General features: G+C 35.0%; 29 protein-coding genes. 5 read left to right on the top strand and 24 right to left on the bottom strand.

Annotation, left to right across the window (positions count from 1 at the left end; genetic code table 11):
• Positions 1-4: 4 nt before the first annotated feature.
• The 7 genes from ACWG0P_RS14645 to speD form a co-directional block, all read right to left on the bottom strand.
• Positions 5-676 carry an ankyrin repeat domain-containing protein gene (locus ACWG0P_RS14645; RefSeq protein ID WP_455790296.1) on the bottom strand — a complete coding sequence of 224 codons (672 nt, stop codon included), beginning with the start codon at positions 674-676 and terminating at the stop codon, positions 5-7.
• Positions 677-1,047: 371 nt separating this feature from the next.
• The gene (gene nspC, locus ACWG0P_RS14640) at positions 1,048-2,199 is read right to left on the bottom strand and encodes a carboxynorspermidine decarboxylase (protein ID WP_455802364.1); all 1,152 of its coding nucleotides are present in this window, start codon (positions 2,197-2,199) and stop codon (positions 1,048-1,050) included.
• Positions 2,153-3,370: a saccharopine dehydrogenase C-terminal domain-containing protein gene (locus ACWG0P_RS14635; protein WP_455802363.1), complete on the bottom strand. Its 1,218-nt coding sequence runs from the start codon at positions 3,368-3,370 to the stop codon at positions 2,153-2,155. Before ACWG0P_RS14635 ends, nspC begins: the two co-directional genes overlap by 47 nt.
• Positions 3,363-4,223, bottom strand: coding sequence for an agmatinase (gene speB / locus ACWG0P_RS14630; RefSeq protein WP_455802362.1), 861 nt, complete (start codon positions 4,221-4,223; stop codon positions 3,363-3,365). The genes ACWG0P_RS14635 and speB overlap by 8 nt, the downstream gene beginning before the upstream one ends.
• Positions 4,223-5,068 (bottom strand): polyamine aminopropyltransferase, encoded by an 846-nt coding sequence (gene speE / locus ACWG0P_RS14625; protein WP_455802361.1) that lies wholly within the window; start codon positions 5,066-5,068, stop codon positions 4,223-4,225. The genes speB and speE overlap by 1 nt, the downstream gene beginning before the upstream one ends.
• A complete protein-coding gene (locus ACWG0P_RS14620) occupies positions 5,065-6,510 on the bottom strand; it encodes an aminotransferase class I/II-fold pyridoxal phosphate-dependent enzyme (protein ID WP_455802360.1) in 1,446 nt (481 codons plus the stop codon). Before ACWG0P_RS14620 ends, speE begins: the two co-directional genes overlap by 4 nt.
• Positions 6,510-7,292 carry an adenosylmethionine decarboxylase gene (gene speD, locus ACWG0P_RS14615; RefSeq protein WP_455802359.1) on the bottom strand — a complete coding sequence of 261 codons (783 nt, stop codon included), beginning with the start codon at positions 7,290-7,292 and terminating at the stop codon, positions 6,510-6,512. The genes ACWG0P_RS14620 and speD overlap by 1 nt, the downstream gene beginning before the upstream one ends.
• A gap of 582 nt (positions 7,293-7,874) precedes the next feature.
• On the opposite strand from speD, the gene ACWG0P_RS14610 reads away from it, so the two are divergent.
• The 3 genes from ACWG0P_RS14610 to ytvI are packed head-to-tail and all read left to right on the top strand — an operon-like array spanning position 7,875 to position 10,163.
• On the top strand, positions 7,875-8,510 hold the full coding sequence (locus ACWG0P_RS14610; protein ID WP_455790308.1) for an HAD family hydrolase: 636 nt from the start codon (positions 7,875-7,877) through the stop codon (positions 8,508-8,510).
• Between the two features lie 35 nt (positions 8,511-8,545).
• Positions 8,546-9,088 (top strand): CDP-alcohol phosphatidyltransferase family protein, encoded by a 543-nt coding sequence (locus tag ACWG0P_RS14605; RefSeq protein WP_455802358.1) that lies wholly within the window; start codon positions 8,546-8,548, stop codon positions 9,086-9,088.
• A gap of 19 nt (positions 9,089-9,107) precedes the next feature.
• Positions 9,108-10,163: a sporulation integral membrane protein YtvI gene (gene ytvI, locus ACWG0P_RS14600; protein WP_455802357.1), complete on the top strand. Its 1,056-nt coding sequence runs from the start codon at positions 9,108-9,110 to the stop codon at positions 10,161-10,163.
• Positions 10,164-10,190: 27 nt separating this feature from the next.
• Here ytvI and ACWG0P_RS14595 read toward each other — a convergent pair whose 3' ends face one another.
• The 3 genes from ACWG0P_RS14595 to ACWG0P_RS14585 all read right to left on the bottom strand — a co-directional run bounded on the left by ACWG0P_RS14595 (position 10,191) and on the right by ACWG0P_RS14585 (position 12,096).
• A complete protein-coding gene (locus ACWG0P_RS14595; protein ID WP_455802356.1) occupies positions 10,191-10,754 on the bottom strand; it encodes a helix-turn-helix transcriptional regulator in 564 nt (187 codons plus the stop codon).
• A gap of 166 nt (positions 10,755-10,920) precedes the next feature.
• Positions 10,921-11,445 carry a PepSY domain-containing protein gene (locus ACWG0P_RS14590; protein ID WP_455802355.1) on the bottom strand — a complete coding sequence of 175 codons (525 nt, stop codon included), beginning with the start codon at positions 11,443-11,445 and terminating at the stop codon, positions 10,921-10,923.
• Between the two features lie 18 nt (positions 11,446-11,463).
• Positions 11,464-12,096, bottom strand: coding sequence for a flavin reductase (locus tag ACWG0P_RS14585; RefSeq protein WP_455790316.1), 633 nt, complete (start codon positions 12,094-12,096; stop codon positions 11,464-11,466).
• A 151-nt stretch (positions 12,097-12,247) separates the two neighbouring features.
• Between ACWG0P_RS14585 and ACWG0P_RS14580 the strand changes: the two genes are divergently transcribed.
• Positions 12,248-12,748, top strand: coding sequence for a nitroreductase family protein (locus tag ACWG0P_RS14580; protein WP_455802354.1), 501 nt, complete (start codon positions 12,248-12,250; stop codon positions 12,746-12,748).
• Between the two features lie 12 nt (positions 12,749-12,760).
• Here ACWG0P_RS14580 and ACWG0P_RS14575 read toward each other — a convergent pair whose 3' ends face one another.
• The 7 genes from ACWG0P_RS14575 to ACWG0P_RS14545 all read right to left on the bottom strand — a co-directional run bounded on the left by ACWG0P_RS14575 (position 12,761) and on the right by ACWG0P_RS14545 (position 20,685).
• Positions 12,761-13,717 carry an L-lactate dehydrogenase gene (locus ACWG0P_RS14575; protein WP_455790319.1) on the bottom strand — a complete coding sequence of 319 codons (957 nt, stop codon included), beginning with the start codon at positions 13,715-13,717 and terminating at the stop codon, positions 12,761-12,763.
• A gap of 177 nt (positions 13,718-13,894) precedes the next feature.
• The gene (locus tag ACWG0P_RS14570; protein ID WP_455802353.1) at positions 13,895-14,836 is read right to left on the bottom strand and encodes an Rpn family recombination-promoting nuclease/putative transposase; all 942 of its coding nucleotides are present in this window, start codon (positions 14,834-14,836) and stop codon (positions 13,895-13,897) included.
• A 134-nt stretch (positions 14,837-14,970) separates the two neighbouring features.
• A complete protein-coding gene (locus tag ACWG0P_RS14565; RefSeq protein WP_455790321.1) occupies positions 14,971-15,756 on the bottom strand; it encodes an ABC transporter permease subunit in 786 nt (261 codons plus the stop codon).
• Positions 15,749-16,648: an ABC transporter ATP-binding protein gene (locus tag ACWG0P_RS14560; protein WP_455790322.1), complete on the bottom strand. Its 900-nt coding sequence runs from the start codon at positions 16,646-16,648 to the stop codon at positions 15,749-15,751. Before ACWG0P_RS14560 ends, ACWG0P_RS14565 begins: the two co-directional genes overlap by 8 nt.
• A gap of 25 nt (positions 16,649-16,673) precedes the next feature.
• Positions 16,674-16,931 (bottom strand): TfoX/Sxy family protein, encoded by a 258-nt coding sequence (locus tag ACWG0P_RS14555; protein ID WP_455790323.1) that lies wholly within the window; start codon positions 16,929-16,931, stop codon positions 16,674-16,676.
• Between the two features lie 179 nt (positions 16,932-17,110).
• Positions 17,111-18,157 (bottom strand): ribonucleotide-diphosphate reductase subunit beta, encoded by a 1,047-nt coding sequence (locus ACWG0P_RS14550; RefSeq protein ID WP_455790324.1) that lies wholly within the window; start codon positions 18,155-18,157, stop codon positions 17,111-17,113.
• Between the two features lie 11 nt (positions 18,158-18,168).
• Complete coding sequence (locus ACWG0P_RS14545; RefSeq protein ID WP_455802352.1) at positions 18,169-20,685, bottom strand: ribonucleoside-diphosphate reductase subunit alpha; 2,517 nt, start codon at positions 20,683-20,685, stop codon at positions 18,169-18,171.
• 208 nt (positions 20,686-20,893) lie between these two features.
• Here ACWG0P_RS14545 and ACWG0P_RS14540 point away from each other — a divergent pair, with 208 nt between their 5' ends.
• Entirely contained in the window at positions 20,894-21,835 is a 942-nt protein-coding gene (locus ACWG0P_RS14540) for a Gfo/Idh/MocA family protein (RefSeq protein ID WP_455802351.1), read from the top strand.
• 63 nt (positions 21,836-21,898) lie between these two features.
• Here ACWG0P_RS14540 and ACWG0P_RS14535 read toward each other — a convergent pair whose 3' ends face one another.
• From ACWG0P_RS14535 to ACWG0P_RS14505, 7 genes are all read right to left on the bottom strand, one after another.
• Complete coding sequence (locus ACWG0P_RS14535) at positions 21,899-22,138, bottom strand: hypothetical protein (RefSeq protein ID WP_455802350.1); 240 nt, start codon at positions 22,136-22,138, stop codon at positions 21,899-21,901.
• Between the two features lie 15 nt (positions 22,139-22,153).
• Complete coding sequence (locus ACWG0P_RS14530) at positions 22,154-22,510, bottom strand: YkvA family protein (protein WP_455802349.1); 357 nt, start codon at positions 22,508-22,510, stop codon at positions 22,154-22,156.
• A gap of 66 nt (positions 22,511-22,576) precedes the next feature.
• Positions 22,577-23,197 (bottom strand): hypothetical protein, encoded by a 621-nt coding sequence (locus tag ACWG0P_RS14525; protein ID WP_455802348.1) that lies wholly within the window; start codon positions 23,195-23,197, stop codon positions 22,577-22,579.
• Between the two features lies 1 nt (position 23,198).
• Positions 23,199-23,777 carry an HD domain-containing protein gene (locus ACWG0P_RS14520; protein ID WP_455802347.1) on the bottom strand — a complete coding sequence of 193 codons (579 nt, stop codon included), beginning with the start codon at positions 23,775-23,777 and terminating at the stop codon, positions 23,199-23,201.
• 27 nt (positions 23,778-23,804) lie between these two features.
• The gene (locus ACWG0P_RS14515) at positions 23,805-24,365 is read right to left on the bottom strand and encodes a YdeI/OmpD-associated family protein (RefSeq protein ID WP_455802346.1); all 561 of its coding nucleotides are present in this window, start codon (positions 24,363-24,365) and stop codon (positions 23,805-23,807) included.
• A gap of 256 nt (positions 24,366-24,621) precedes the next feature.
• Positions 24,622-25,068: an N-acetyltransferase family protein gene (locus ACWG0P_RS14510; RefSeq protein WP_455802345.1), complete on the bottom strand. Its 447-nt coding sequence runs from the start codon at positions 25,066-25,068 to the stop codon at positions 24,622-24,624.
• A 32-nt stretch (positions 25,069-25,100) separates the two neighbouring features.
• Entirely contained in the window at positions 25,101-25,469 is a 369-nt protein-coding gene (locus ACWG0P_RS14505; RefSeq protein WP_455802344.1) for a TIGR04076 family protein, read from the bottom strand.
• Between the last annotated feature and the right edge of the window lie 117 nt (positions 25,470-25,586).

Here is a 25,586-nt window from a genome sequence, read left to right as displayed (position 1 = left end):
CCTCCTATTTCAAAATTGGCTTCAATTGAGCCAAGCATTCATTTCGTACATAGTGAATTGCTTTGTTACCTTCTTTATCCATTAAATCCTTATCTGCACCATTCGCAAGCAATTCTTCTACTAATGAAAAATAGCCTCCATAAGCAGCACGCATCAATGCGTTACATCCATTATTATCACATAAGTTTACATCAGCACCACGTTTGATTAACATTTGGATTACGTCTTTTTTAAACGCAACACAAGCCTCCATCAAAGCACTTCTTCCCACTTCATCTTGTGCATTAATTTCTGCACCAGCATCTAACAATACTTCAACACAGCGATCATGTCCTAAAAACGCTGCACGCATCAAAGAAGTTCTTCCACGATCATCTGCTTTATTTACATCTGCACCAGCTTCAATCAACTTCTTACAAATTGTTTTATTTCCTTTTTTCGCAGCACCCATAATTGCTGTCTTTCCTTTATTATCTTCGATGTTCACGTCAGCACCATTGTCAAGCAACACCCTCACGATATCTTTATAATCGCGTTTCGCCGCACGCATCAAGCCAGTTCTTCCGTCTCCATTTTGATAATTGATGTCACAATTCTTCGCAATCTCTGCGCATACAGTCGCAAAATCACCATTTGCACATGCATCCCAAAAAGCCTTGTTTAATGTCTGATCCATTTTAAATTCCTCCTTATATTATATAGAATCAAAACTTGAAAAAAAACGGACGCAAAGCAGTTACGCTCTACATCCATTCAAAAACCATACACAAGCCCCAGTACATCTTCTACTGGTACGTCGCGAAGCGCTCTTTCATCTTGATATACAATATTTCTATCCATGTGAATCACGCTCCTTTTTCTTGTTTATAAGTATATTGTATCCTATTTAGATAATTTTGCAAGCGATTTCATAGAACTTTTTATCTTTTTACAAAATGAAAATTTTTCACTACATTTTATACATCTTTTCTACGATATTCTACTAACATTTTATGCGCTCCTTACAGAACAAGACCTTAAAATTTTAGTTATAATAAAGGACGCTCATCACAAGCGTCCTTTAAAATCTTTATAGCCAAATTCTTTTAAACAAATAAGTTCCTCTTCTTTTGTATATAGATAAATCCAAGGCAAGGGCATCCCATTGAAGGTATTATTCTTCACCATGGTGTACATCGCCATATCTTGAAATAGGATACAATCATTATTTTTCAGAGATACTTCGAAGGAGTATTCTCCGATTACATCTCCTGCTAGACATGTATTTCCCGCAAGGATATAGGAGTGTTTTTTATCATTGGGAGTGCTAGCGCCGACCACAAGTGGTCGATAGGGCATCTCTAATACATCCGGCATATGACATGCCGCTGAGGTATCTAGAATCGCTATCTTTTTATCATTTTCAATGATATCAAGTACGCTACTTACAAGATAGCCTGCATTAATTGCGACAGCTTCTCCTGGTTCCAAATACACTTCTACATCATAGGTGGCTTGCATGTGTTGAATTAGTTTCTTTAGTTTATGGACATCATATCCTTGCTTACTAATATGATGTCCTCCTCCCATATTCAACCACTTTACATGGTGTAAAAGCTCATGGAAATCGCGTTCAATTACGTGTAGGGTACGCTCTAGTGTATCTGCACCTTGTTCGCACATCGTATGGAAGTGAAGTCCTTCAATGCCTTCTATATTCACATGTTGTAATTGTTCTTTGCGAATTCCCATACGAGAATTCGGTGCGCAAGGATTGTATAAGTCCACTTCAATTTCGGAATATTGTGGATTGATACGTAAACCACAAGATGCCTTATTCATAGCTTTATGTTTCCATTTTTCCCATTGTGCAAGTGAATTAAATACTACATGATCACTGACTTCAAGAATTTCATCCATTTCCTCATCTTTATAAGCTGGAGAAAATGTGTGCACTTCTTTTTTCATTTCTTCTTTTCCAAGCGTTGCCTCATATAAGCCACTACTCGTTACTCCATCCAAATACTCTCCTATTAAAGGAAAGACTTGATACGTAGAGAACGCTTTACTTGCCAACAGAATATGAGCACCTGTTGTATCTATAACATCTTTTAGAATTTCAAGATTATGAAGGAGGGCTTTTTCATCTATGACATATGCAGGGGTGTGAACTTTATCCTGCCACATATTCATCAACCAACGTTGGATTATGTTGCACATTCCAAGGCAATCCACATTTCATGAGTGCTTCCATAAATGGATCTGGATTGAATTCTTCTACATTGTAGACTCCTGCTTTTTTCCATTTTCCTTGTAGGATCATAGTAGCCCCAATCATTGCGGGTACTCCTGTTGTATAGGAGATGGCTTGTGAACCAACTTCTTTATAACATTCTTGATGATCGCATACATTATAGATATATAAAGAGTGTTCTTTGCCATCTTTTATTCCTTGGAAAATACAACCGATATTGGTCTTACCAACAGTACGAGGTCCAAGAGAAGCTGGATCTGGTAATACCGCTTTTAAAAATTGAAGAGGAACGATTTCTTTTCCTTCGTACAAAATTGGTTCAATAGAAGTCATACCTACATTTTCTAAACATTTTAGATGTGTTAAATAACTTTGACCAAATGTCATAAAGAAACGAATACGTTTGATTCCTTTGATGTTGTTACCAAGGGATTCTAATTCTTCATGATGTAGTAAGTACATGTCTTTTTTTCCTACCATATCAAAGTCATATTCTCTTTTGATTTCCATTGGTTCTGTTTCTATCCATTTTCCTTCTTGCCAATAACTTCCCTTTGCGCTTACTTCACGAATGTTAATTTCGGGATTGAAATTTGTCGCAAATGGATACCCATGATCCCCTCCATTACAATCTAAAATATCGATATAATGAATTTCATCAAAGTAATGTTTTTGCGCATATGCACTAAAGACCCCTGTAACACCTGGATCAAATCCACAGCCGAGAAGTGCAGTTAATCCTGCTTTTTCAAAGCGTTCACGATACGCCCATTGCCAGCTATATTCGAATTTTGCAGTATCTAAAGGTTCATAATTAGCAGTATCCATATAATCGACACCGTACTCTAAACAAGCATCCATAATCGTTAAATCTTGATAAGGAAGTGCTACATTGATTACCAATTGAGGTTGTACTTCCTTCATTAACGCAACCAATTCATCCACGTGATCCGCATCTACTTGTGCGCATGTTAGGATAGATGTTGTCTTTGTTTCAACGGCTGCCTTAATTGCATCGCATTTTGATTTTGTACGAGACGCAATACAAATCTCTGTAAATACTTCTGGGTGTTGTGCACACTTGTGTACGACTACGCTGGCAACTCCTCCAGCACCTATAATTAAAACTTTACTCATTTTCTTTTCCTCCAATAATCAATAGCAATTCTCTTAGTATTTTATTTGCACATGTGGTGGATACACCACTTGCATCGTAAACTGGTGATAATTCGCATACATCAAATCCAACGATAGAAAGATCTTTTAAAGATAAAAGCCCATCTAACAGTTCTTGAAAGGTGAGTCCACCAGGTTCTGGTGTACCTGTTCCACAAAAGATGGATGGGTCTAAAACATCCAAATCTAATGTGATATATACAGGAACATCTTTTAAAGAAGCACATACTTCTTTCATATCATGCAAATGAAAGGGATGAACATCACAATGTTCTTCTCCGAATTGAAATTCGTCTTTATCTCCAGAACGAATACCAAATTGATGAATGCGTTGACTTTCCATAAGTTCACTTATTCTTCGCACCACACAAGCATGGGATAGTTTTTCACCCAAATAATCATCACGAAGATCACAATGCGCATCCAAATGGATGACATGTACATCAGGGTATTTCTTTATGATAGAACGCATGACTCCTAGACTTACCAAATGTTCTCCTCCAATCATGCATGGGATTTTATCATCCTGTAGGATTTGATAAGACATCTTTTCAATGAGGGACAAGGATGCCTCTACATTTCCAAATGGGATATCTAAATCACCAGCATCAAAGATGGCACAATCTGTTAAATCCTTCTTTTGATAGGGAGAGTATGTTTCTATACCATAAAATTCTTGGCGCATCGTAGTACTTGCCATGCGTGTACCTGGACGATACGATGTTGTCGCATCCATTCCCGCTCCAAAGATTACGATATCCGCTTCTTCATAGGGAACTTCTTGTTCCAAGAAACCAACAATTCTTTTTCTCATTACGCTTCCTCCAACATAATTTCTACATACCGAGGTAGTGCAAAACAACCTCGATGTAATTTGGTTGTATAGTACTCACAAACAATACCTAGCTTTTCCCACTCTTCTATACTATCAAATGGGGTACAGTGTTTGGACGCAAATCCAAACATCCAATGTCCACTTGGATACGTTGGTATATGGGCTTGATAAGCAAGGGCAATGGGAAATCGACTTTTAATACAACGAAAGGCTCTCTTCATCGCTTGGGCGTCATCTTGATAATAGGGACTTTCCATCTGATTGATTAAGATGCCTTGTTCCTTTAACGCATTGAAACAGTTCCCGTAAAATTCTTTTGTGAATAAGCCTTCTCCTGGACCGAATGGATCTGTGGAGTCCACAATGATAAGATCGTACATATTTTCTACATTTCGTACAAAGCGTAAGCCATCTTCAAAGTATAGATGGACTCGTGAATCATCAAAGCTACTTGCTAAAGATGGAAAATATTCTTTACTAATGCGTACAACATCTTGATCGATTTCTACTACATCCATTTGTTCTACATATGGATACGCACATAAACGCTTGATGGTTCCTCCATCTCCTGCTCCTATGATTAATATTTTTTTGATGTTGGGGTTTGATGCCATTGCCACATGAGTAATCATTTCATGATATATAAATTCATCTTTTTCCGTTAACATAATTACACCATCCAATGTAAGTACTCTTCCGAATTCATATGTATCGAACACATCGATTTGTTGAAAGGGACTTTGAAAGGAATGTAGTTGTTTTTTTAAACGCATAGAAAACTTTACGTTTTTGGTGTGATATTCACTGTACCATAAATCTGTCATTGTAACTTCACCACCTTTATATGTTTGACTTCACTATCTTGGGTTCCCGTTAGGGAACATCCTTTTCTTCGAGCATATTCAATATGCGCAATCAATTCTTCACTCATACACTCTCCTGGTGCGATTAACGGAATTCCTGGAGGATAACACATGATAAACTCTGCACTGATGCGACTTACACTCTCTTGTAGGCGTAAGGTTTCGCAGTCACTATAAAATGCTTTCTGTGGCATCATTTCTACACAGGGTTCAACATATTCATTCATTGGCAATGCTTTCCCATAACGTCCATGTAAACGCGAAATTTCTTTTAAGGCAGAAATCAAACGCTCTACTTCCATCATGCGATCTCCCACAGAAATAATGGCTAACATATTGCCAATATCTCCAAACTCAATTTGAATTTGAAAATCATCTCGTAAAATATCATAAACTTCTTTTCCAGCCAATCCGATTCCTCGTGTATGCACACAAAGTTTGGTAGGGTCTACATCATAGATGTCATCTCCATTGATCAGTTCTCTACTAAAGGCAACGTATTCTTCCATCTTCCCAATCTCTTCTCGTGCATAATCTGCGAGTTCTACTACTTTTTGGTACACTCTTTTTCCTTCCATCACAAGAAAGTGACGTGTGATATCCAAAGAAGCCATTAACAGATAGGATGCACTTGTCGTCTGGGTTAGATTTAAGATTTGTCGAACATAACCTTCCTCCATAGATGGCCCAATCAACAATAAACTGCTTTGGGTAAGAGATCCCCCTGTTTTATGGGTGGAGACTGCAGCCATATCTGCACCTGCATCCATCGCATGAATTGGCATATTTTCTCCAAAGTAGAAGTGGGTTCCATGGGCTTCATCTACCAGTACTTTCATACCTGCCTCATGTGCCATTTCTACAATTGTTTTTAAATCTGAACAAATTCCATAATATGTTGGATTGTTAACTAAAATGGCTTTGGCATCTGGGTGTTGAACAATCGCTTCTTTTATATCATTGAGCTTCATTCCCAAAGAGATTCCCAATCCTTCATGAATGCCTGGATTGATATAAATGGGATAGATTCCTTGTAAGATCAATGCATTCATAGCACTTCTATGCACATTACGAGGCATGATAATTTTATCGCCTGGCCTACAAGTTGATAACATCATAGCCTGTACTGCACTGGAAGTACCATTCACCATAAAGAAGGCATGTGCAGCGTGAAAGGCTTGCGCACATAACTCTTGTGCTTCCTTGATGACACTGATGGGATGGCATAAATTATCCAAACACTTCATGGAATTGACATCCATTGAAAGACAATCCTCTCCTAAGAATTTCTTTAAATCAGGATTTCCCTTCCCTTGTTTATGACCTGGTACATCAAAGGAAACAATGCGTTCCTTACGATATTCACATAGGGCTTCATAGAGTGGGATTCGTGATTGATCCATTAGGAATTCTCCTTATGGGTTGGATAAATATTTTTTCCATGAAAGATTTCAATCATCTCTCTTCTTAGTTCATCACTAATGCTTAATCGTCTTGTAGGAGATAGTTCATAAGAATCAACTTTAAATAAATAATTTTGTAAATGTATATCTTTGATTAACATTTGGGTATGAAAGATATTGGATTGGTACACATTGACATCCACTGCGTCATAACGTCGTAGTGTATCTTTATCCACGAAGTCTTGAATGGACGTAATATCATGATCAAGAAAACATTTTGTTCCGTCCACTTCTCTTGTAAAACCACGCACTCGATAATCGATGCTGATGATATCCGAATCAAAACTTCCAATAAGAAAGTTTAAAACTTTGAGTGGTGTAATCTCTCCACAAGTAGACACATCAATATCTACACGAAAGGTAACAACTTTATTATCTGGATGATACTCAGGATAGGTGTGTACAGTCACATGACTTTTGTTTAAGTGTGCAACGACGCTACTTCCCTCTTGTGCAATCATGCCCTCCTCAGAAATCAACAAGGTAACACTTGCCCCCTGTGGTTCATAGTCCTGTTTGGCAATATTTAACACCTTCGCACCGATCATTTCTGTTACTTCACATAGAATGTTGGTTAAACGATCAGAATTATATTGTTCATCGATATACGCAATATAATCCATCTGTTCTCGTTTACTATTTGCATAACATACATCATAAATGTTGAAACTTAAAGATTTGGTTAGGTTATTAAACCCATATAAACGTATTTTCTCTTGCATCATAATCCCTCCACAAAAAAATACAGGCATATGCAAAGGCATTACCTGTATCATTGGACTTAAAAAATCATGTGCTCTTGAAAAAAAGCATATCATTCCATTCCTGGCTGATTGACAAGCAAATGCATGTGCATAAGTATCAACAAGTTTACACCTGTCTAAAATCGGCTTTTGACCTGGCTGTCCGTCTGGCCTTTCGAAAAAATGGTCAAAAATAAGAAATCTTTTTCTTATCGAGTGGTTTTTACCCACTCTCCAAAATTAGTGTGAAGTATGAAATAATATCTTTTTATCACGAGGTTATTATAAATGATTTTTTCATCATGTCAACAAAAAGTTTTATAAAGTATCCTAAGAAGTTTAATATATTAAACTTTACTTTCTTATATATGTGTACTGCTTTTCCTATTATAAATAATTTTTAATAATCATAAAAAAGCTATAATTCTTACTTTATATCTTCTCATAACAAAGATAATTCATACCGTTTTTTTGCATATTTAATCCCAAGAAAGTTTGACATCATTTTCCATACGCGTTACAATATGAGAAATATGGTTTTTTAGAAAGTATGGTGGCACAATGGACAAAAAAGGAATTTTATTTGATATGGATGGAACCCTCATTAATACCTATGAAAGTATCAATTTCAAACAGGCTTTAGGAGAGTTAAAAACAGTACAAAAAACACTCATTTTAAAGGTTCTAAAATCGCGTGTAAAAAGCTTTGCGGATTTAGAACGCAAAATTATGATGGAGATAGAAGACCCAAAAGAAGGTGAAGAAATCATCGCTCGTATTTCTCAGTTTTTATTGGAACATTATGACAATGCGCCATTAAAAAAAGATGCCCTTAATTTTCTTGAATACCTGAAGAATAAAGGCTATATCATCTGTCTTTGTACCAATAATGCAACTGAGGTTGTACAACATATTTTAGAAGAAAAAAACATCGCAAGTTACTTTGATTTTGTGGTTACATCCCAACAAGTCACAAAGGCTAAGCCTGATCCTCAGATGTATCTAGAAGCGATGAAAAACATTCATTTAACACCAGCAGAATGTTGTGTGTTTGAAGATACAGAAAGTGGTGTAGAGGCTGCTAGAAATGCAGGTATTACAGATATCTTTGTGGTGCAAGACAAAGATAAGAAAAAGTTTTCTTCCTGTATTACCATTCGTGATTTTTCTGAAAAATGTCTATATGAGTTATTATAATCCTTCACATATCATAGAAAGGTTGGTGAACGTCTATGGAACGAAATTATAAAATCTTTACCATTCCAAATATATTAACGTTTTTACGTATATTGATGATCCCCTTCTTCATATACTCTTATATGAATGGAGATCACCTCATGAGTGCAGGATGGATGTTCGCAAGTGGACTTACTGACTTTCTTGATGGATATATTGCCCGGCATTATCATCAAGTGAGCGAACTAGGAAAAACATTAGATCCTATCGCAGACAAATTAACCCAATTAGCAATTATCTTTGTACTAGTATTCACTGTCTCCTATATGTGGATTTTGTTTGCTTTATTCTTGATTAAAGAAGCTAGTATGCTAATTTGTTGGTTACGTCTTCAGGCAAAAGGAAAATACTTTAATGGAGCATTATGGTTTGGGAAAATATCTACTGCAGTTTTCTATATTTCTATGTTTTTGATGATTGCCTTTCCTATTGAAAAGACCATATATGCGACAATTTTAATGCTTATAACAGGATTCTTCCTGTCTTTATCCTTCCTAATGTACATGAAAACCTATCTCTCTATGTTACGTGATCTCTAGAAGATAAGGAGGTTTTCAAATGGATACAGAAAAACAAAGAGGTTTTATCATTCACTTTCTGTATTATAGTCTACTGATACTAACCATTTTTGTTTTTTTTCGTTATATTATCTATGCGATTATGCCTTTCCTTATTGGATTTATAATCGCTTTTCTTTTACGCCCTCTCATTGTAAAACTATCCAAACATGGTCATGAACGCTTTTTCTCATTGGTTGTCATTCTCTTATTCTATATGATACTTGCGCTTACATTGTCGTGGCTTTTAATGAAAGGGTTCTTTTATATCCGACAGTGGATGACTACCCTTCCTCAACTGTATGAACAATACATGGAACCTTATCTTCATACCTCTCTTGTATCCACACAGAACACCTGGAAAAACATTGATGGAAACACTGCACAAATCTTCACAGCAATTGCGCAAAGCCTACAAAATTCCCTATCCTCTTTTATTATGAACATATCCAAGTCTATTTTAAACAGTTTAACTTCCATTATGACCTCTATTCCAAAAATCGCCGTTTCTTTCTTCTTTGCAATACTTTCCTCTTTCTTTTTTAATTCCGATTATACCAATATGCTAAAATTTTTAAAACGAATCCTTCCCACAAACGTTCAATTTACACTTTTAGAAACCCAACAGTTTCTACGTACGACTTGTTGGCAGTTAAGCATTGCCTATTGTAAACTCATGGCTATCACCTTTATACAATTATGCGTTGGATTATATGTTCTTGAAGTTGATCATATTCTTTGGATTGCCATTGGTACAACGCTATTTGATATCGTGCCAATCCTTGGAACGGGTGGAGTTTTAATCCCCTGGTCCATTATTATGTATTTAAATAACCAACCGAAACTAGCCCTTGGTTTGATTATTCTACAACTCATCATTACCTTAACTCGTAATATATTAGAACCAAAAATCATTGGCAAACAATTAGGATTACACCCCTTAATCATGTTGATATGCATGTATCTAGGAATCAAATTATTCGGAGTTTTAGGCCTTGTTACGCTTCCTCTACTTGTGCTAATCCTTACAAATAAAAACCGTCTACAACCTTCATAGACGGGTATTTATATATCCTATAATCAACTAATCGCAACTTCCTTTGTGTTCATAAAAATATTGTTCTACAAAGGAGATAAGCTTTGTTCCATCTTCAAAGTCCTTACCTTTTATAATACTTGCGATATACTCATCTCCAGATTGATTCACTATGCGGTGTTCCTCATCCATATCCACTTGATAGGAATACGTATTGTTATCGATAGAACAACTCATATACGCAGATGTTGTAAGGGTTTGCTTTGTGCTTTTTGGGCCAATGGAAAATAAGAAGATACTGATACAATTGATGATGATACACACAACCATTAAAACTCCTATAAATTTCAAAATTTTAATTACTATTCCAGCAAGTTTTTCTGTATTACTTACCTTTTCTACAATCACATCACGTATGTCATTTCCAACAAGTTCATCCAGGCTGATATGAAATAGTTGTGATAGTTCCTTTGCCTGTGCAAGATCGGGTGATGTAATGTTATTTTCCCAATTCGAAATTGTTTGTCGACTTACATTCAATTTTTCTGCCATATCTTCTTGAGAATAATGTGCATTTTTTCGAAGCTTTAAAAGTTTTTCTCCTATACTCATATTGACTACCTCCATATGCCCTTATTGTAAATGTAGTGATGAATATACGCTATCAAAATTGTTTATCACTTACGCAAATTTAATTAACATTATATAGATTATATAAAAAAATACAATAAAAAAGAGGAAAACTGTTATTCTGTGCTTCCTCTTAGATATGAATTTTCTAATCTTTATCAATTTCGGATTTAACAATTTTTTCCGAGTCTTTTTCAATTTCACATTGATATTCTTTCGTACCTACATAGAATTTTATATCATATGTAGCTACGCCATGATCACTATCATTTTCAATTCTTACGTTTTGTATATCTGCTTTTGCAATTGAAAAGTGATCCGCCGCTAGTTGAACATAGGTCCATTGTTCTTCACTGATGGATTGCATAGTGGCGCTACTGTTCACATCTGTCTTCGTTTGTTTACGTTGTTTGGATTCTTTACTTATGATTTTACCATTTCCCGCATGAATATCATATTCATATGACATCGTATCGCTTTGAAACTCAAAGGTATACTCATTGTCATCTTTATCAAATGCTTGTTTGTTAAAGTTTACTTCATTTGCATTAACACCAGCATCTTTCAGTGCAACGTCCATCGCCTCTTGTTCACTGATAGGTTCTGCTTTACTACATGCAAATAAAGTAGTCATCGCAAGTATCGATAGTAATACCATTCGCATAGTTTTCATATACATCCTCCTTCGAAATTAAACGATTTTTTCAAATACGGAAGCATCCTGATGACAGATTGGACAAATGAAATCGGCAGGTAGTGGATCACCTTCATAAATATATCCACAAACACTACACTTCCATCCAACTTTTTTCTCAGGGGTTGTTTCTTGATAACTTGGAGCGTTCTTTGGAGTAAGACCATTTTTTACTTGATGATAATACGCATATGTCATTACTTCTTCATTGCTGAGTATTTCTGCTTCTTCTAACTCACCTACAAATAAAATATGAGTGTCTAAATCTAAACTACCACTAACTTTTACACTAACGCGTGCCGCTACATGTTCTGTTAAATATGGAACGCCTGCTTCATCACGTAAAAATGCTAATTGATCAAATTTTTGAGTATCACGACTCGTGTGAAATCCAAATGTTCCTATGACTTCCATGTCTACACCTTGAGTCAATACAACTGCACTAAATCGTCCAGACTCCTGTATCACTTTTGCTGTATCATTATTTTTATTTAATGCGATAGATAAACGATTAGGTGAATTGGTCACTTGAGCAAGTGTATTTGCAACACAACCTGCATCATGTCCATTATGTGAACTACTAACGATATACAAACCATAACTCAACTTAAACAAAGCTTTTTCATCCATAATACTCCTCCTTTTTAAGAATAGTTCTTATTTACACGTTTATTATGCGCCTTTTTCTATTGTATGTCTATAAAGATGCTCTATTCATCTATTTTATTGGTAATGTTATGTTGATATGAAAAGTGTTATACTATGGGAAAGGAGTGATTTTATGTTAAAAGAAATATATGAGCGACAAAGTATTCGAAAATATAGCAAGCAAGTAGTAGAAGAGGAAAAATTATTAGAAGTGTTACGTGCTGGTATGAATGCCCCAACTGCTAGAAATGCGCAGAGTTGGAGATTTATGGTGGTACATAATCGCAAAGCATTACAGGACATGGTTGACTTACAACCTTATATGGCCTTCATGAAAGATGCACCATGTGCCATTTTAGTTATGGGAGATATACAAACTACAACCGATCAAGGGTACTTATATTTAGATGGAGCTGCAGCCATTCAAAACATGTTGATAGAAGCTGTTCATCAAGGTCTTTCTACTTGTTGGTGTGGCATTGCGCCATTACAAGATCGCATCAAACTTTTCCAAGAATACTATAAATTGGTGGAAAATCTTGTTCCTATTGCACTTATTGCGATTGGGTATGGTGATGAGACAAAAGAAAAAGTGGATCGCTTTGATCCACAAAAAATATCATATTTCAGATAGTGCACAATTGCACTATTTTTTTAATAATGGGTCGATTGTATTCTTATTGATATCTTTTAATACTTTACAGCTATTATCAAATTTTGCTTGATCTACATCATTTAATTCTAATTTTATAATTTCTCGAATTCCTTTGCGATTGATAACTGCTGGAACACCAATATATAAATCTTCTTGTCCATACTCCCCATTTTGATATGCAGAGACTGTCAAAATGACATTTTCATCATTGAAGATAGCTTGAACCAAACGATTCAAAGATAGCCCGATTCCATAATACGTAGATTTTTTACGTTTCACAATTTCATACCCTGCTTGTTGAACTTGTGTATAAATGTCGTGAAGATCACACAGATTTTTTCCTTTTTCATCTAACAATTCCAAAAGATTTTTACATCCCACATAACTTTGTGTCCAAGGTACGAAGCTGCTATCTCCATGTTCTCCCATAATATATGCATGAATATTGCTAGTACTAACGTCTAAATATTCACCCATCATATAACGTAAACGTGCGGTATCTAAAAGTGTCCCTGATCCTATGATACGCTCTTTTGGTAGACCAGATACTTGTTGTGCAACATAAGTCATACCATCCACTGGATTGCTCGCAATCACAATGATACCATCAAACCCTGACGCCATAATTTGTTCTGTTACGCTTTTTATAATAACTGTATCACGTGCAGTTAAATCTAAACGAGTTTCATCTGGACGCTGTGTAACACCTGCTGTAATTACGACGATACCTGCATCACTACATTCTTCATAACCTCCAGCTTTAATACTTAGTTTTCCATGTGCATAAGGAAGTCCATGTTGTAAATCCATTGCCTCACCAATTGCTTTTTCACTGTCCACATCGATCAAAACCAATTCATCGATACCACCTGTATTTAAAAAACTGTAGGCCATACTCATACCAACAAATCCTGTACCTACTAGTACTACTTTTCTTTTTTCATTCATACCTTAACCTCCTCTTCTTAGTCTGTATATCATTTTACAAGATATACCTACTCTTATACATGTTGAGTATAGCATATGCAGTCTAAAAAGAAAAAGATAATGACTTCCACATTTCTTTGCAAAAAGTGACCAAAAAAAGACAAGATCGAGTCTTGTCCATATATCAATACATAATAATTATATAGCGCTTTGTATTTCTTCAAATGTTTGTGCGTTCATCAGTAATTGCGATACTTGTTGTAGTTGTTCTATGGTTAAGGTTGATAACCATGAAGATGCATCTACATTAAACTTAGTTTGGATGAGTTGATTCAAAAGCTTATTATAACCTTCTACTTTTCCTTTTTCCTCTCCTATTTTTAGTCCTTTTTCCTCTCCTATTTTTATCCCTTCATCATAATACCCTTGTTGAATAGCTTTTTGTTGTGCTTCTGCCATCTGGATTTGTTCTGCGAGTGTCCATATTTGTTCATTATCGCTCATTCGTTCATGTTTTTCCATAAGCTTTCTCACCACGCTTTCCTTTGTCTTTATTATATCATCGTCTTCATTGTTTTTAAAGAGATAACACATTTGTTCAAAAGCTGTTAATTCCTCCGTCTTTTTTTTCTTTACAATGTCGTTTATCACTGGTAAATGTATGTACGTTCTATGTATTAAGGCATGTGTACTTTCTTCCTTTCCTTCTTCATTTCTCATTTGATACTTCATAATCAGTTTCCCTTTATCTTCAGAATAGTTATCCATAAAGATAATTTGATACACTGGTTTTAAATCTAAATAATCCTCTCCTTCTTTTAGTTGTTTCTCTAACATCTTTGCGCCATAATACTCAAATCGATTCGTTAGATTTGTAAGTAATCCTTCAACTTGCATCTCCATGTCATATTCATTTCCATGGATGTCTTTTACGTGCACATCCAATATGATTTTCTTACCTGCAAGTGCTTCTGGATCCATTTCAGGGTTTACCACAATACTATCTACTGGGTCAATCCCTGTAATCTCCTTAATCATAAAGTGACGAATCATTTTGGAATCTTCATCTTGTGAAGATAGGGCGAATTTGAAGAACACATCATTTTTATAGCTTACTTTTGTTACATCTTTTGTAGCCATATATATCATCTCCTTTTTTGTTCTTACACTTTATATATACGAGATGAATTTTAAAATTCCTAAAAAATCAACAAACTTTATACTTAATTCTCAATACTTAACATATTGGATAGAAAAAAGGACTGCTATGCAGTCTAAAGTGGTAAATCTTTTTTTTGAAAAGCAATAATTCCAATCGAATAAAGACATATTCCAATACCAATCATATACATAAATGAATTCATATATCCACTTCCCTCAATTATTTTTTGTGTATCAAACAAGGTATTTAAAGTAAAATACTTCAACATATTCAAATCATCTGATAGCTTGATAAATAAAGAAATAACAAAAAATGCAATCGGAATACCCGCGCCAAGCGTTAAGGAACCCTTAGAAGTATTGAATATGCATGAACAACAAAAACAAATAGAGCTGATGACAAAATGATATAGAAAACATCCCATATTCATCATTAGAAAAGTGTCTGTATCTAATGCGCCTTTTTGAAATATATCCGCAGCTAGATAACCAATGAATGACGCAGTTCCCCACATTACCATTAGAGATATAACAAAGTAAAAGGCCGATGTAAGTGTAATTTTTCTACGCGTCAATGGCGTCGATAGCAAACAAGCCATACTACCACGATCAACTTTCTCTGCAATCAAACGATTTCCTACCATAATCGAATATACCATTGGAAATACAATGGCCATTAATGCATAAAAGGAATTCGACATAAAACTTATAAGTGTGCCATTATTACCAAAGATATGACCTAACGCCGTACCCTTCGTCACAACCTTTAAATCTTCCACTGTGCTTGGTGTAAACACATAGCACATAACAACCAAAAATACACATAATATAAAAGTAAACGCACATAAAAACTTGAGATTGGATTTTATGGTTTGTCTTAATAGAGGAAAACTAATCATGATGTTCACCTCCATAAAACTGCATGAAATAATCTTCTAAATTGTGTTTTATTTCTTTTAAATATTTCAAATGAAAAGCAGATAAGGTACGTAATAATTCATTGATGCTCGCATCGTTTACATGTACAATCATTTGCAGTTTATCTTGTAGAACATCAGTTTTTTCGAATGGAAGCTCACACATCAACGCAAATTCTTCTTGTTTGAAGAACTCTATCTTATATGATTTCTTTCGACTATGACGTAATTCATCCGCATTTTTTTCTTCTATGATCCTTCCATCTTTGATAATACCAACTCTTGTACAAGTCCTTTCTACCTCATCAAACATATGAGAAGACATCAAAATTGTAGTGCCTTTCTTTTTTTCTTGTTCGATAAGTTCTACAAATCGATTTTGCATTAATGGATCCAATCCGCTCGTTGGTTCATCTAGAATTAACAAGGATGGTTCATGCATAAATGCAGTCACAATCCCTACTTTCTGTTTCATTCCTTTTGACATACGTTTCAAGGAAACACTTGTATCAAGTTCAAACAGTTGGATAATTTCATCTGCACGATTCATAGATTTCATATGACGAAGTTTCGCAATCATTTTAATATATGCACTTGCCTTCATATCATTTGGAAAGGCTATTTCTCCTGGCAAGTATCCTACACTATTTTGTATTTCTTTTTGTTTACTCCAACAATTCTTACGTCGTATGGTAACACTTCCTTGATCTGCTTTGATAAATCCCATAAGATGTCGTATAGTAGTTGTTTTTCCTGCACCATTAGGTCCTAGGTATCCATATACTTCTCCCTTATGAATTTGCATAGAAATATTAAAGATTCCCTTACCGTGTCCGTAATCTTTTGTTACATGATCTAGCTTAATGACACTCATACACAACCCTCCAAACTTCTAACAGTTATTTCTTATGCTCATTATAAAATTCTTTTAACTCGTCTTTTATATTTTGAGGCAAATCTTTTTTCTTAATTCCTTGTATCGCCGCCTCTAAAGAATATAAACGATGAATACAAGCACTCTCATCAATTTGTTGAATCTTAAGCCATGCTTGTTTTGCGCCTACATCTTTTAAGTCTTCTCCTGACAAAATACCCACTTCATATAATTGATCTACAATAAATGGTCCTAAATTTGGCAAACTCCTTAATTCACTCATAACGTCCTCCTTTGTGTTATCTTATAAAGTATATGAATAGTATATCACAAAATAGTTTAGAATCTAAAAAGCTTATGTTATGAGTTGTATTTTAATAGTAGTATTTATAAAGCAATACAAAAATGGGTGTAAAAAGAAGTTGCCATGGCAACTTCCTAATAGTTACATAAATGGATTCCTTATAAATCATCCACAAGAGCACTAGACTTCGCATATGCACTAGAACGTGCTTCAAAGAAGTCTGTTTTGATAAGATTGGCATTGGCATACATAGAAACCCATTCCATAGATTTTGGTTCATTTTCAAATCCTTCATATAAAACACCAAATCCTAAAGAGGTGCTTCTTAGATTTCCCAGGTAATGTATATAATCGGAAATCATCTCCATAGTAAGTCCTTCCATATCATTCCCTAAAACATATTCACCCCACTTGATTTCCTCTTCAACACCTTGACGTAACATATCTTTATAAGTCTCGATTAATTCATCACGAAATAGTCTAGGCTCTTCTTTTTGTAGTTCTAAAATCATTGAGCGAAATAACCAAAGATGAGTATTTTCATCACGGTTGATATAACGTATTTCTTGGACAGATCCAGGCATTTTTCCCATTCTTCCAAGGTTATAAAAGAACATAAATCCAGAATAGAAATAAATCCCCTCTAAGATATAATTCGCCATAATTGTTTTCATAAGATGTTCACCATCTCGATGTTCTTGAAAATCATTATATAAATCTCCAATAAACTTATTACGTTTTAGTAAGTGTTCATCATCTTTCCATTGATATAAAATATCGTTTCTTTCTTGAGGTGAACAAATGGAATCTAACATGTAGCTGTAACTTTGTGAATGCACAGCCTCTTGAAAAGCTTGTATCGTTAAACATAGATTCACTTCATTCGCTGTAATATAATCTCCTACATTGGGAAGATTGGCTGTCTGTATGGAATCCAAAAAGATAAGAAAGGATAACGTTTTATCATAGGCGCTCTTCTCTTTCGAGGATAGCTTTCGATAATCCTTTACATCCTGGTTTAAGTTGATTTCTTCTGGAATCCAGAAATTGTTCATTGCTTGACGATACCAATCAGAAACCCACGTATATTTCATATTATTAAAATCATTTAGATTGGTTGTGTTTCCATTGATCATCATTCGTTTATTTACTTCTATATCTCCAAGTTCATTAAACAAGGGTTTCTTCCTTAATTGTTCTTTCATAGGTTCTCCTTCTAGGATGCACATGATTCGCATTCTTCTACTTCTAGTGATTTACTTCGTACATAATATATTGTCTTTACTCCATATTCCCATGCATGAATATACAATGTGAGCACTTGGCGTAATGTAAACTCATTGGTGATATATAGATTTAGGGATTGTGCTTGATCAATATGACGTTGACGAATACCTGCAGCCTTTACAATCCATTCTTGATCGATGAGATGTGCATTCTTATATAACCAAAATGTTTGCGCATCTAAATCAGGCGCAACACGAGCAATCATACTTCCCTTTTTCTCTTCTAAATAATATTTGTTCATGATCGGGTCAACACCCGCAGTTGTCCCAGCAATAATAGAAGTTGAACTTGTTGGCGCAACTGCCATTAAGTACGCATTACGCATTCCCTGTTCATGCACTCTTTCTTTTAAGTCTAACCACTGTGTACTATCATAGCCACGTTTTTCAAAGTAGTTTCCATTTTCCCAATCACTTCCTGAAAATACGCTATAACTTCCTTTTTCTTTTGCTAGAAGACTGCTTGCTTCAATTGTAAAGTAATTGATCTTTTCAAACAATTGATCTACAAAGTGAAGATGTTCTTCACTTTCAAAACGTAAATTTTGTTTTACTAGCATATGGTGATATCCACTCACGCCTAATCCTATAGGACGATATTTACGATTCGTGATCTTCGCATATTCAAGTGGATAATAATTTAAATCGATAACATTATCTAAAGCTCTTACCACAACACGTATTACATGTTGAAGTTCCTCTTCATTCGAAACATCGATATTTCCAAGGGTCAAGGAAGCCAAATTACATACAACGAATTCTCCTGCTTTGCTTTTCTCCACAATGATGGTTTCCCCTTGTACTTCTACAACTTCTTTTTCCAAAAGTTCAAACGGTTTCATGTTTTGTGCGATTTCTGTACACAAATTACTACAATAGATCATTCCTTCGTGTCCATTTGGATTCATACGGTTGACATGATCACGATTAAAGGTAAATGGAGTACCTGTTTCTACTGCGGACTTCAAAATCAATCTTACGATATCTTTTAAACTCATTTCTCGTTTGGAAATTCGACTGTCTTGTACACATTCAAAATATTTTTCTTCCCACTCTTCACCATAACTATCTTCCAAGTGGTAACCTTTTATCTTCGCAATTTCATGAGGGCACATAAAATACCATGAGGCATTGATATCTTCTTTTACCATTTTCCAAAATAAATCTGGATAACAAACAGCTGGGAAAACATCATGTGCTTTCATACGATCATCACCATTGTTTGTGCGCAGATTTAAAAACTCTGGTAAATCTTTATGCCATGCATCTAGATACACGGCAACTGCCCCTTGACGAACGCCTAATTGATCAACCGCTGTGGCAGTATCATTCACAAGTTTAATCCAACGTATAACGCCTCCTGCAGCTCCTTCAAAACCACGAATATCACTACCATTCGCACGAACCTTTCCAAAATATAGACCCATTCCTCCTCCATACTTCGAAACTTGCGCAAAGTTTTCTACACTCTTATAAATATTCATTAAAGTATCATCTACCGTATCAATAAAACAAGAAGACAACTGATGATATGGTTTACGGGCGTTTGACATGGTAGGTGTAGCCATGGTTACTTTTAAAGTACTCAAAATGTCATAGATTTCTTTTGCCCATTTCACACGATCTTTTTCAGGTAATGCTAAATGCATCGCAATCCCCATAAACATTTCCTGTGGCGTCTCTAAAATTTCATGTTGATGTGTCGTAATCAAATAACGCTTCAAGATTAAATCAAGTCCACTAAAGGTAAACAGATAATCTCTTTCATCTTTGATATATCGTCCCAATTCTTCAATCTCGCCCTCTTGATAAGCATTGGTAATATATTCTCCATAATATCCTTCTTTTGTTAGGTATTGTAACTTTTCTAAGAATGAATGGATGGCATGGTGTTGCATACGCGCATCAATCTCATTATGAATTTGATACGATAAAAAACAAGAGGCGATGTATTCCCACTTAGGAGCTTCTTTACGGATCAATTCTACACAAGCTTTAATTAACATTGATAAACGTTCTTCTCCGTTCATATCATCCTTTAAAAATGTTTGTAGTTTCATCAACAAGTCTTTCATAGAATATGCATCTTCAAGATATTCTTTTTGTACACGTAAAAGGATTGGTAAAATTCCATCATCCTTCACAGCTTTTACAAACTCCTGTAATATCCCTCTATTCTCACTACGTTTTTGACGATATAAAATATAACTCTTTGCCTCTTTATAATACTGATGTGACATCAGTGTCTCTTCTACTTTATCTTGAATACGCTCTACACCAACATGCTCTACATCAGCCATTACACTCGTGCTTATTTCTTTTGTGATTGCATCTAATGTTGATTCTTCAATGGATGTAGATGTACTAAAAAAAGCTCTTCTAATCGCTTCCTTTATCTTACCTTCATCAAAATTTTGAATAGAACCATCTCGTTTTATTATTTCCATATGCATACCTTCCTTATGTTAACTAGTATATAGAGAAATGTTATTTTTACGCAACTCTTTTGCCCAATCTACAAAATTAAAAAGTATACCCTTTTTAATTCATTGAAACCAATACCCGCCTTCTAACATAAAGCCCTGCAATTTCTTTGGTTATCATCATTTCAAAGGAAGGAAATTCATGGTAAAATACACCTAAGAGGTGAATACTATGAACTTACGTTATGGCATTATAACTTGCGCTACAATCACAGATCGCTTCATGCATGCGGTTTTAGAATATGGAGATACATTAGTTGCGATTGCCTCAAGAAGTCTTGAGAAAGCACAAGAGAAAGCACAAGCATATGGTATCAAAGCCTATGGAAGCTATGAAGAATTATATAAAGATGAACATATTGATGTTGTTTATATCGCCAGCAACAACGCAACACATGTACAAGAGATAAAACAAGCACTTCATTATGGATTGCATGTGATTTGTGAAAAACCCATTGCCTTATCCAAAAAACAAGCAAACGAAGTGTTTGAACTTGCGAAAGAAAAGGGCTTGTTTCTCATGGAAGCGCAGAAAAGTGTCTTCCTTCCTGTCATGCAAGATATCAAACAACACATACAAGCACAAACATTTGGACACCTTCATCAAATAGAAATGAGTTGTTCCTTTCCAAATCCTTCTTCCCCTTGGATGCACGATCCCACACAGGGTGGTGTAGTGTATGGAAGTGCAAATTATACTCTTGAGCTATTAGATTATGTATTAGAACCAAAAACCACTACAATACAAGCAAGTGGATTGTTTGAAAGCACACAAACATGTGAGCGTGTAAGTATGAACATCGTGATGGATGATACCTTAATCAATAGTCGTATTTCTATGAATGGAGATACCTTACATCATGCAATTTTTTATTTTGACCAAGGTTATATACATGTGCCTTCTTATTGGAAAGCAAGAGAGTATACCATACACACACAACAACAAACAACTACCATCCAACACCCTGTGGATTATGAAATGATTTACGAGGTAGCACATATTCATGAATGTATAGAGAAAGGACTTTTAGAAAGTCCTATCATGAGCGCAAAACGTAGTATTACCTGTTGTACATTAGTTGATGAAATTAACATCCAAATTAGAAAATCATAATCCTTATAAACAAATGTCAAACATAAGAAAGCCATCGTAAAGGTGGCTTTCTTATGAAATATATTAACAAGAATGCTTCTTTTTCCCTAAGTCTTTACAAAAATCCTTTGTCTTGCAATATGGACATTCCAATTGAAACTCATCAAGCGCATGAATTTCAAAGATGATTTTTGTCCATCTTGGATGGAATTCTTGATGGCAATGTCTACATAAAAAAGTATGTTTACAAAGTATCTTTCCTTTTAGTATCCCTACAGCGATAAGGATAAGAATAGCGATGAAACAAATCAGTAATACTTCCATTTCCTCCACCTTCCTTTAACACACAATGAGATAAATAATACTAAACCAAATGGCTAGAATTGGAATCGCAAAATACCATTTTTTTGGTTTCCCATTTTTCCACATTCCTTTCGCTTCTTCACGAAATTCCTCAAACAATTCTTTTGGAATCCACTTCAAGGTCCATAGGATCAAAGCTGGTAGGATAATAATATCATCAAAATACCCAAGAAAGGGAATAAAGTCTGGGATGATATCAATGGGAGATAGTGCATATGCCACTGTAACTGCCGCAAATATTTTTGCTATACGAGGTGTCTTGTTACTTTTTAAGCATAGAAACAGAGCTGGAATATCAACTTTTAACTGTTTAGCTCTTTCTTTTATATTCATATAAGTTCCTCTTACATTAGACTCGCTATATTTTATTTGTATCCATACATATACTTATTGTGTAGTTTATTGTACCGCAAAATCAAGTTGTACAAGTTTCTTTCCATTGGGTAGAGGTTGATGAGTTTCTTTTATGAAGTCGTATCCGATTGCTTGTAATGCTTCTATCAAAGGAAGTTCCTCCATTTGATGATGAATTTTATTAAGATTATCAAATGCACGTAGATATGGAGAATCTGATATCCAACCATCTTCTTCGTTCATTTGTATTATACAGGATACAACCTGTGGTTGTACTTGTTGCACCACCTTCTGGAAAGCTTCATATCCAATATATTCAATCAATAAATTCGCAATCAGTAACTCTGCTTGAGGAAGTGTATTCGCTTCTTTCAAGAGGTCTACTGCTAGACAACAAAGTACATCTTTGAGATGCACATATCTGCTCTCTACTTCTTTCAAATAGGCTTTGTTGATATCCACTCCATACACTTTGGTATACTGTTGTGGATCGATGTGTATAAGACCATTTCCACCCGCAATACCAAGAATCATGACAGAGTGAACGGGGTATGCAGAGAATTGTCCCTTCATCATTTCATTCATGGTTTGTAGCTGAAAAACAGAATCCAACTTCATATGATTTTCATAATCTGAAAGTGGTATTTCTTCCCAAGGATTCTTCATACTATTCTCCCTTATTTCTAGTTCCTTCTTCTATCTTTTGTATGGTATCTTCTCGTATTACTTCTCTAAGAGCTGTTAGATAGCTTGAAAAGGAAACTTTATCATTTGCATATATTTTATTGAGTTCATATTCATGTGGAATCCACGTTGATAAATCCGATGCATTGTGTTGAATTACGGCCTCTAACCCATCGATTGCTTTATAGATTTTTGCTTCTATAGTCACTCGTTGTTCCATTTCTTCATAAAGTGAAATCATTTCTTTACTATAGTCACCTGGAAGTGAATGTACCCACGCATATAGTTTTTCTTTCTCTATTTCTTCATGCTTCTCTGTCTTTTCAAACGTAGGAATATCTCCTGTAAATGCTTCACCTAAATCATGAAGAATGCACATGACCATTACTTTATTCATATCTACTTCTGGAAATTCATCCTTCATAAAGTATGCCATTAAAGACATCATCCAACTATGTTCCGCAACGCTTTCACGTCTTCCCTTAGATGTATAACAATGTCTTGTAGTATCTTTTAATCGTTCACTAATTTGTACGATATCTAATAAATCTCTTGGTTTCATTATGGGTTCCTCTCTTTCCTAAAACTTTCACATTGGTTTTAAATTTTTATTCAATCTCTCCACAATCCAAGAGAAACGCTTTTGTTTTCCTTCTGTAGTTTTCGCATCTTTATATGCTTTCACATAAGTTTTCTTTACGGAAGGAGACATCGCTACAAAATTGGTATACGCTGGCTCTATGCCCTGTAGTTCACTCAGAAGTAAGTTGATATCCTCATTCTCTATTACAATGGTATGATTCACATCCCATTGACCATTTTCTTTTGCTTCTTGTATTTTAGCTCTACCAAAATCACTCATAGTTCCATTCTTTTCAAGTTCCATAACAAGTTTCTTATTCTTCTCAGACCATTTACTGTTCTTTCTATGTAAAGAAAAATATTTTACATAACCTGTTTCATTTAAGCTTTTCATTTGTCCGTCAATCCACCCAAAACAAAGTGCTTCTTCCAAAGCTTCACTTGCTTTTAACGTTGAAGATTTCTTAGCTTTATCAAAATACAACCATATTCCTTCACTGGATAAACAATGCTCCATTAACCAATCGCGAAACTCTTTGCGAGTTTCAAACTTCCTATAATCGTTCATACATACCCTTCCTTTTCCTATCCATGCATTATGAATAATTCAAAGCTTGTATATCAAATGTCTCTTATTTTGGTAATTGCAACCCCCAAAGCGTACCCTCTGCCTTCTTTGATACTTCATCAAAGGTAAGCGATTTTTTGTTTGAGCACTCCACTTTATAAGTGATTTTGGAGATATTTCCATCGCTTTCTTTCTATGTTAAAGACACGTGATTTTCATGGGTAAAAGAAGTTAGAAAACTACTTGCCTGAAATAATTATCGTTTTAAGTAGACTAGGTACTCACTTGTATCTTCTTCCAACTTCTTTTCTCCAGTAGGGTGAAACCCATGTCTTTTATAAAAAGATACTGCCCTTATATTCTTTTCTAATGCCCATAATTGACTCGCACTAAATTCATCTATCGCATACTTAATCAATTGCTCTCCATACCTTTTCCCTTGAAAAAACGGATCTACATAAAGTTTGCATATCTCTCTATCCTGCATTTGTAAAAAGCCTCTAATGATTCCATCATCCAGTACATATAAGTTTTCCAATATCTCTTCTTTGGTAAAGTAGTTATCTACCAAAGGTATTACTTGTAATTCATCAAAGGAAAAAGATTCATCTTGAAATATAGGAAAATAATTCATTCTATTATTGAAGACAAATATTTCTGCAATTCTACATGCATCTTCTTTGTTTGCTTTTCTAATACTCATGAGCGAACTCCTCTCTGTACTTATGTTCTATATTATTGTTGTTCGTTTGTTATTGGTGAAAAGAATTTTCCTTTATAGAAGTTTTCATTATCTAGTTTTGTTGCGGTTAATCGAAACATCACACAGCCATCTGGACAAACAATTACCTTGCTGTATTTACTATCACCACCAATATTTTCTAGATCGCCACCACTTCTTACCGCTTCCATAATCGGATACAATATCATCATCACTTTTGAACAAATTCCTTGCCCATCTTTATTGACTGGACAACCAAAACCACATGTGTAGGTATCTCCAATTTCTTCACCATTCCTACAATATCGTTCTGTACTATCGCCTTGTAAAAAACCAATCACTTCTATTTTAAATTCATATTCTTTATCATACCATTTTTTCATATATGCCTCCATTCTCTCGCTTCGCGCGAGCACAAATTTTAATGAAACCAACTCTCGCAATTTGTTCTATAATGTAATTAGGAAAGAAGTACACTACAGAGCACGCGGAGGTGAGTG

Source organism: Amedibacillus sp. YH-ame6 (assembly GCF_053848845.1).
This window is presented reverse-complemented; position numbering and strand designations above follow the sequence as displayed.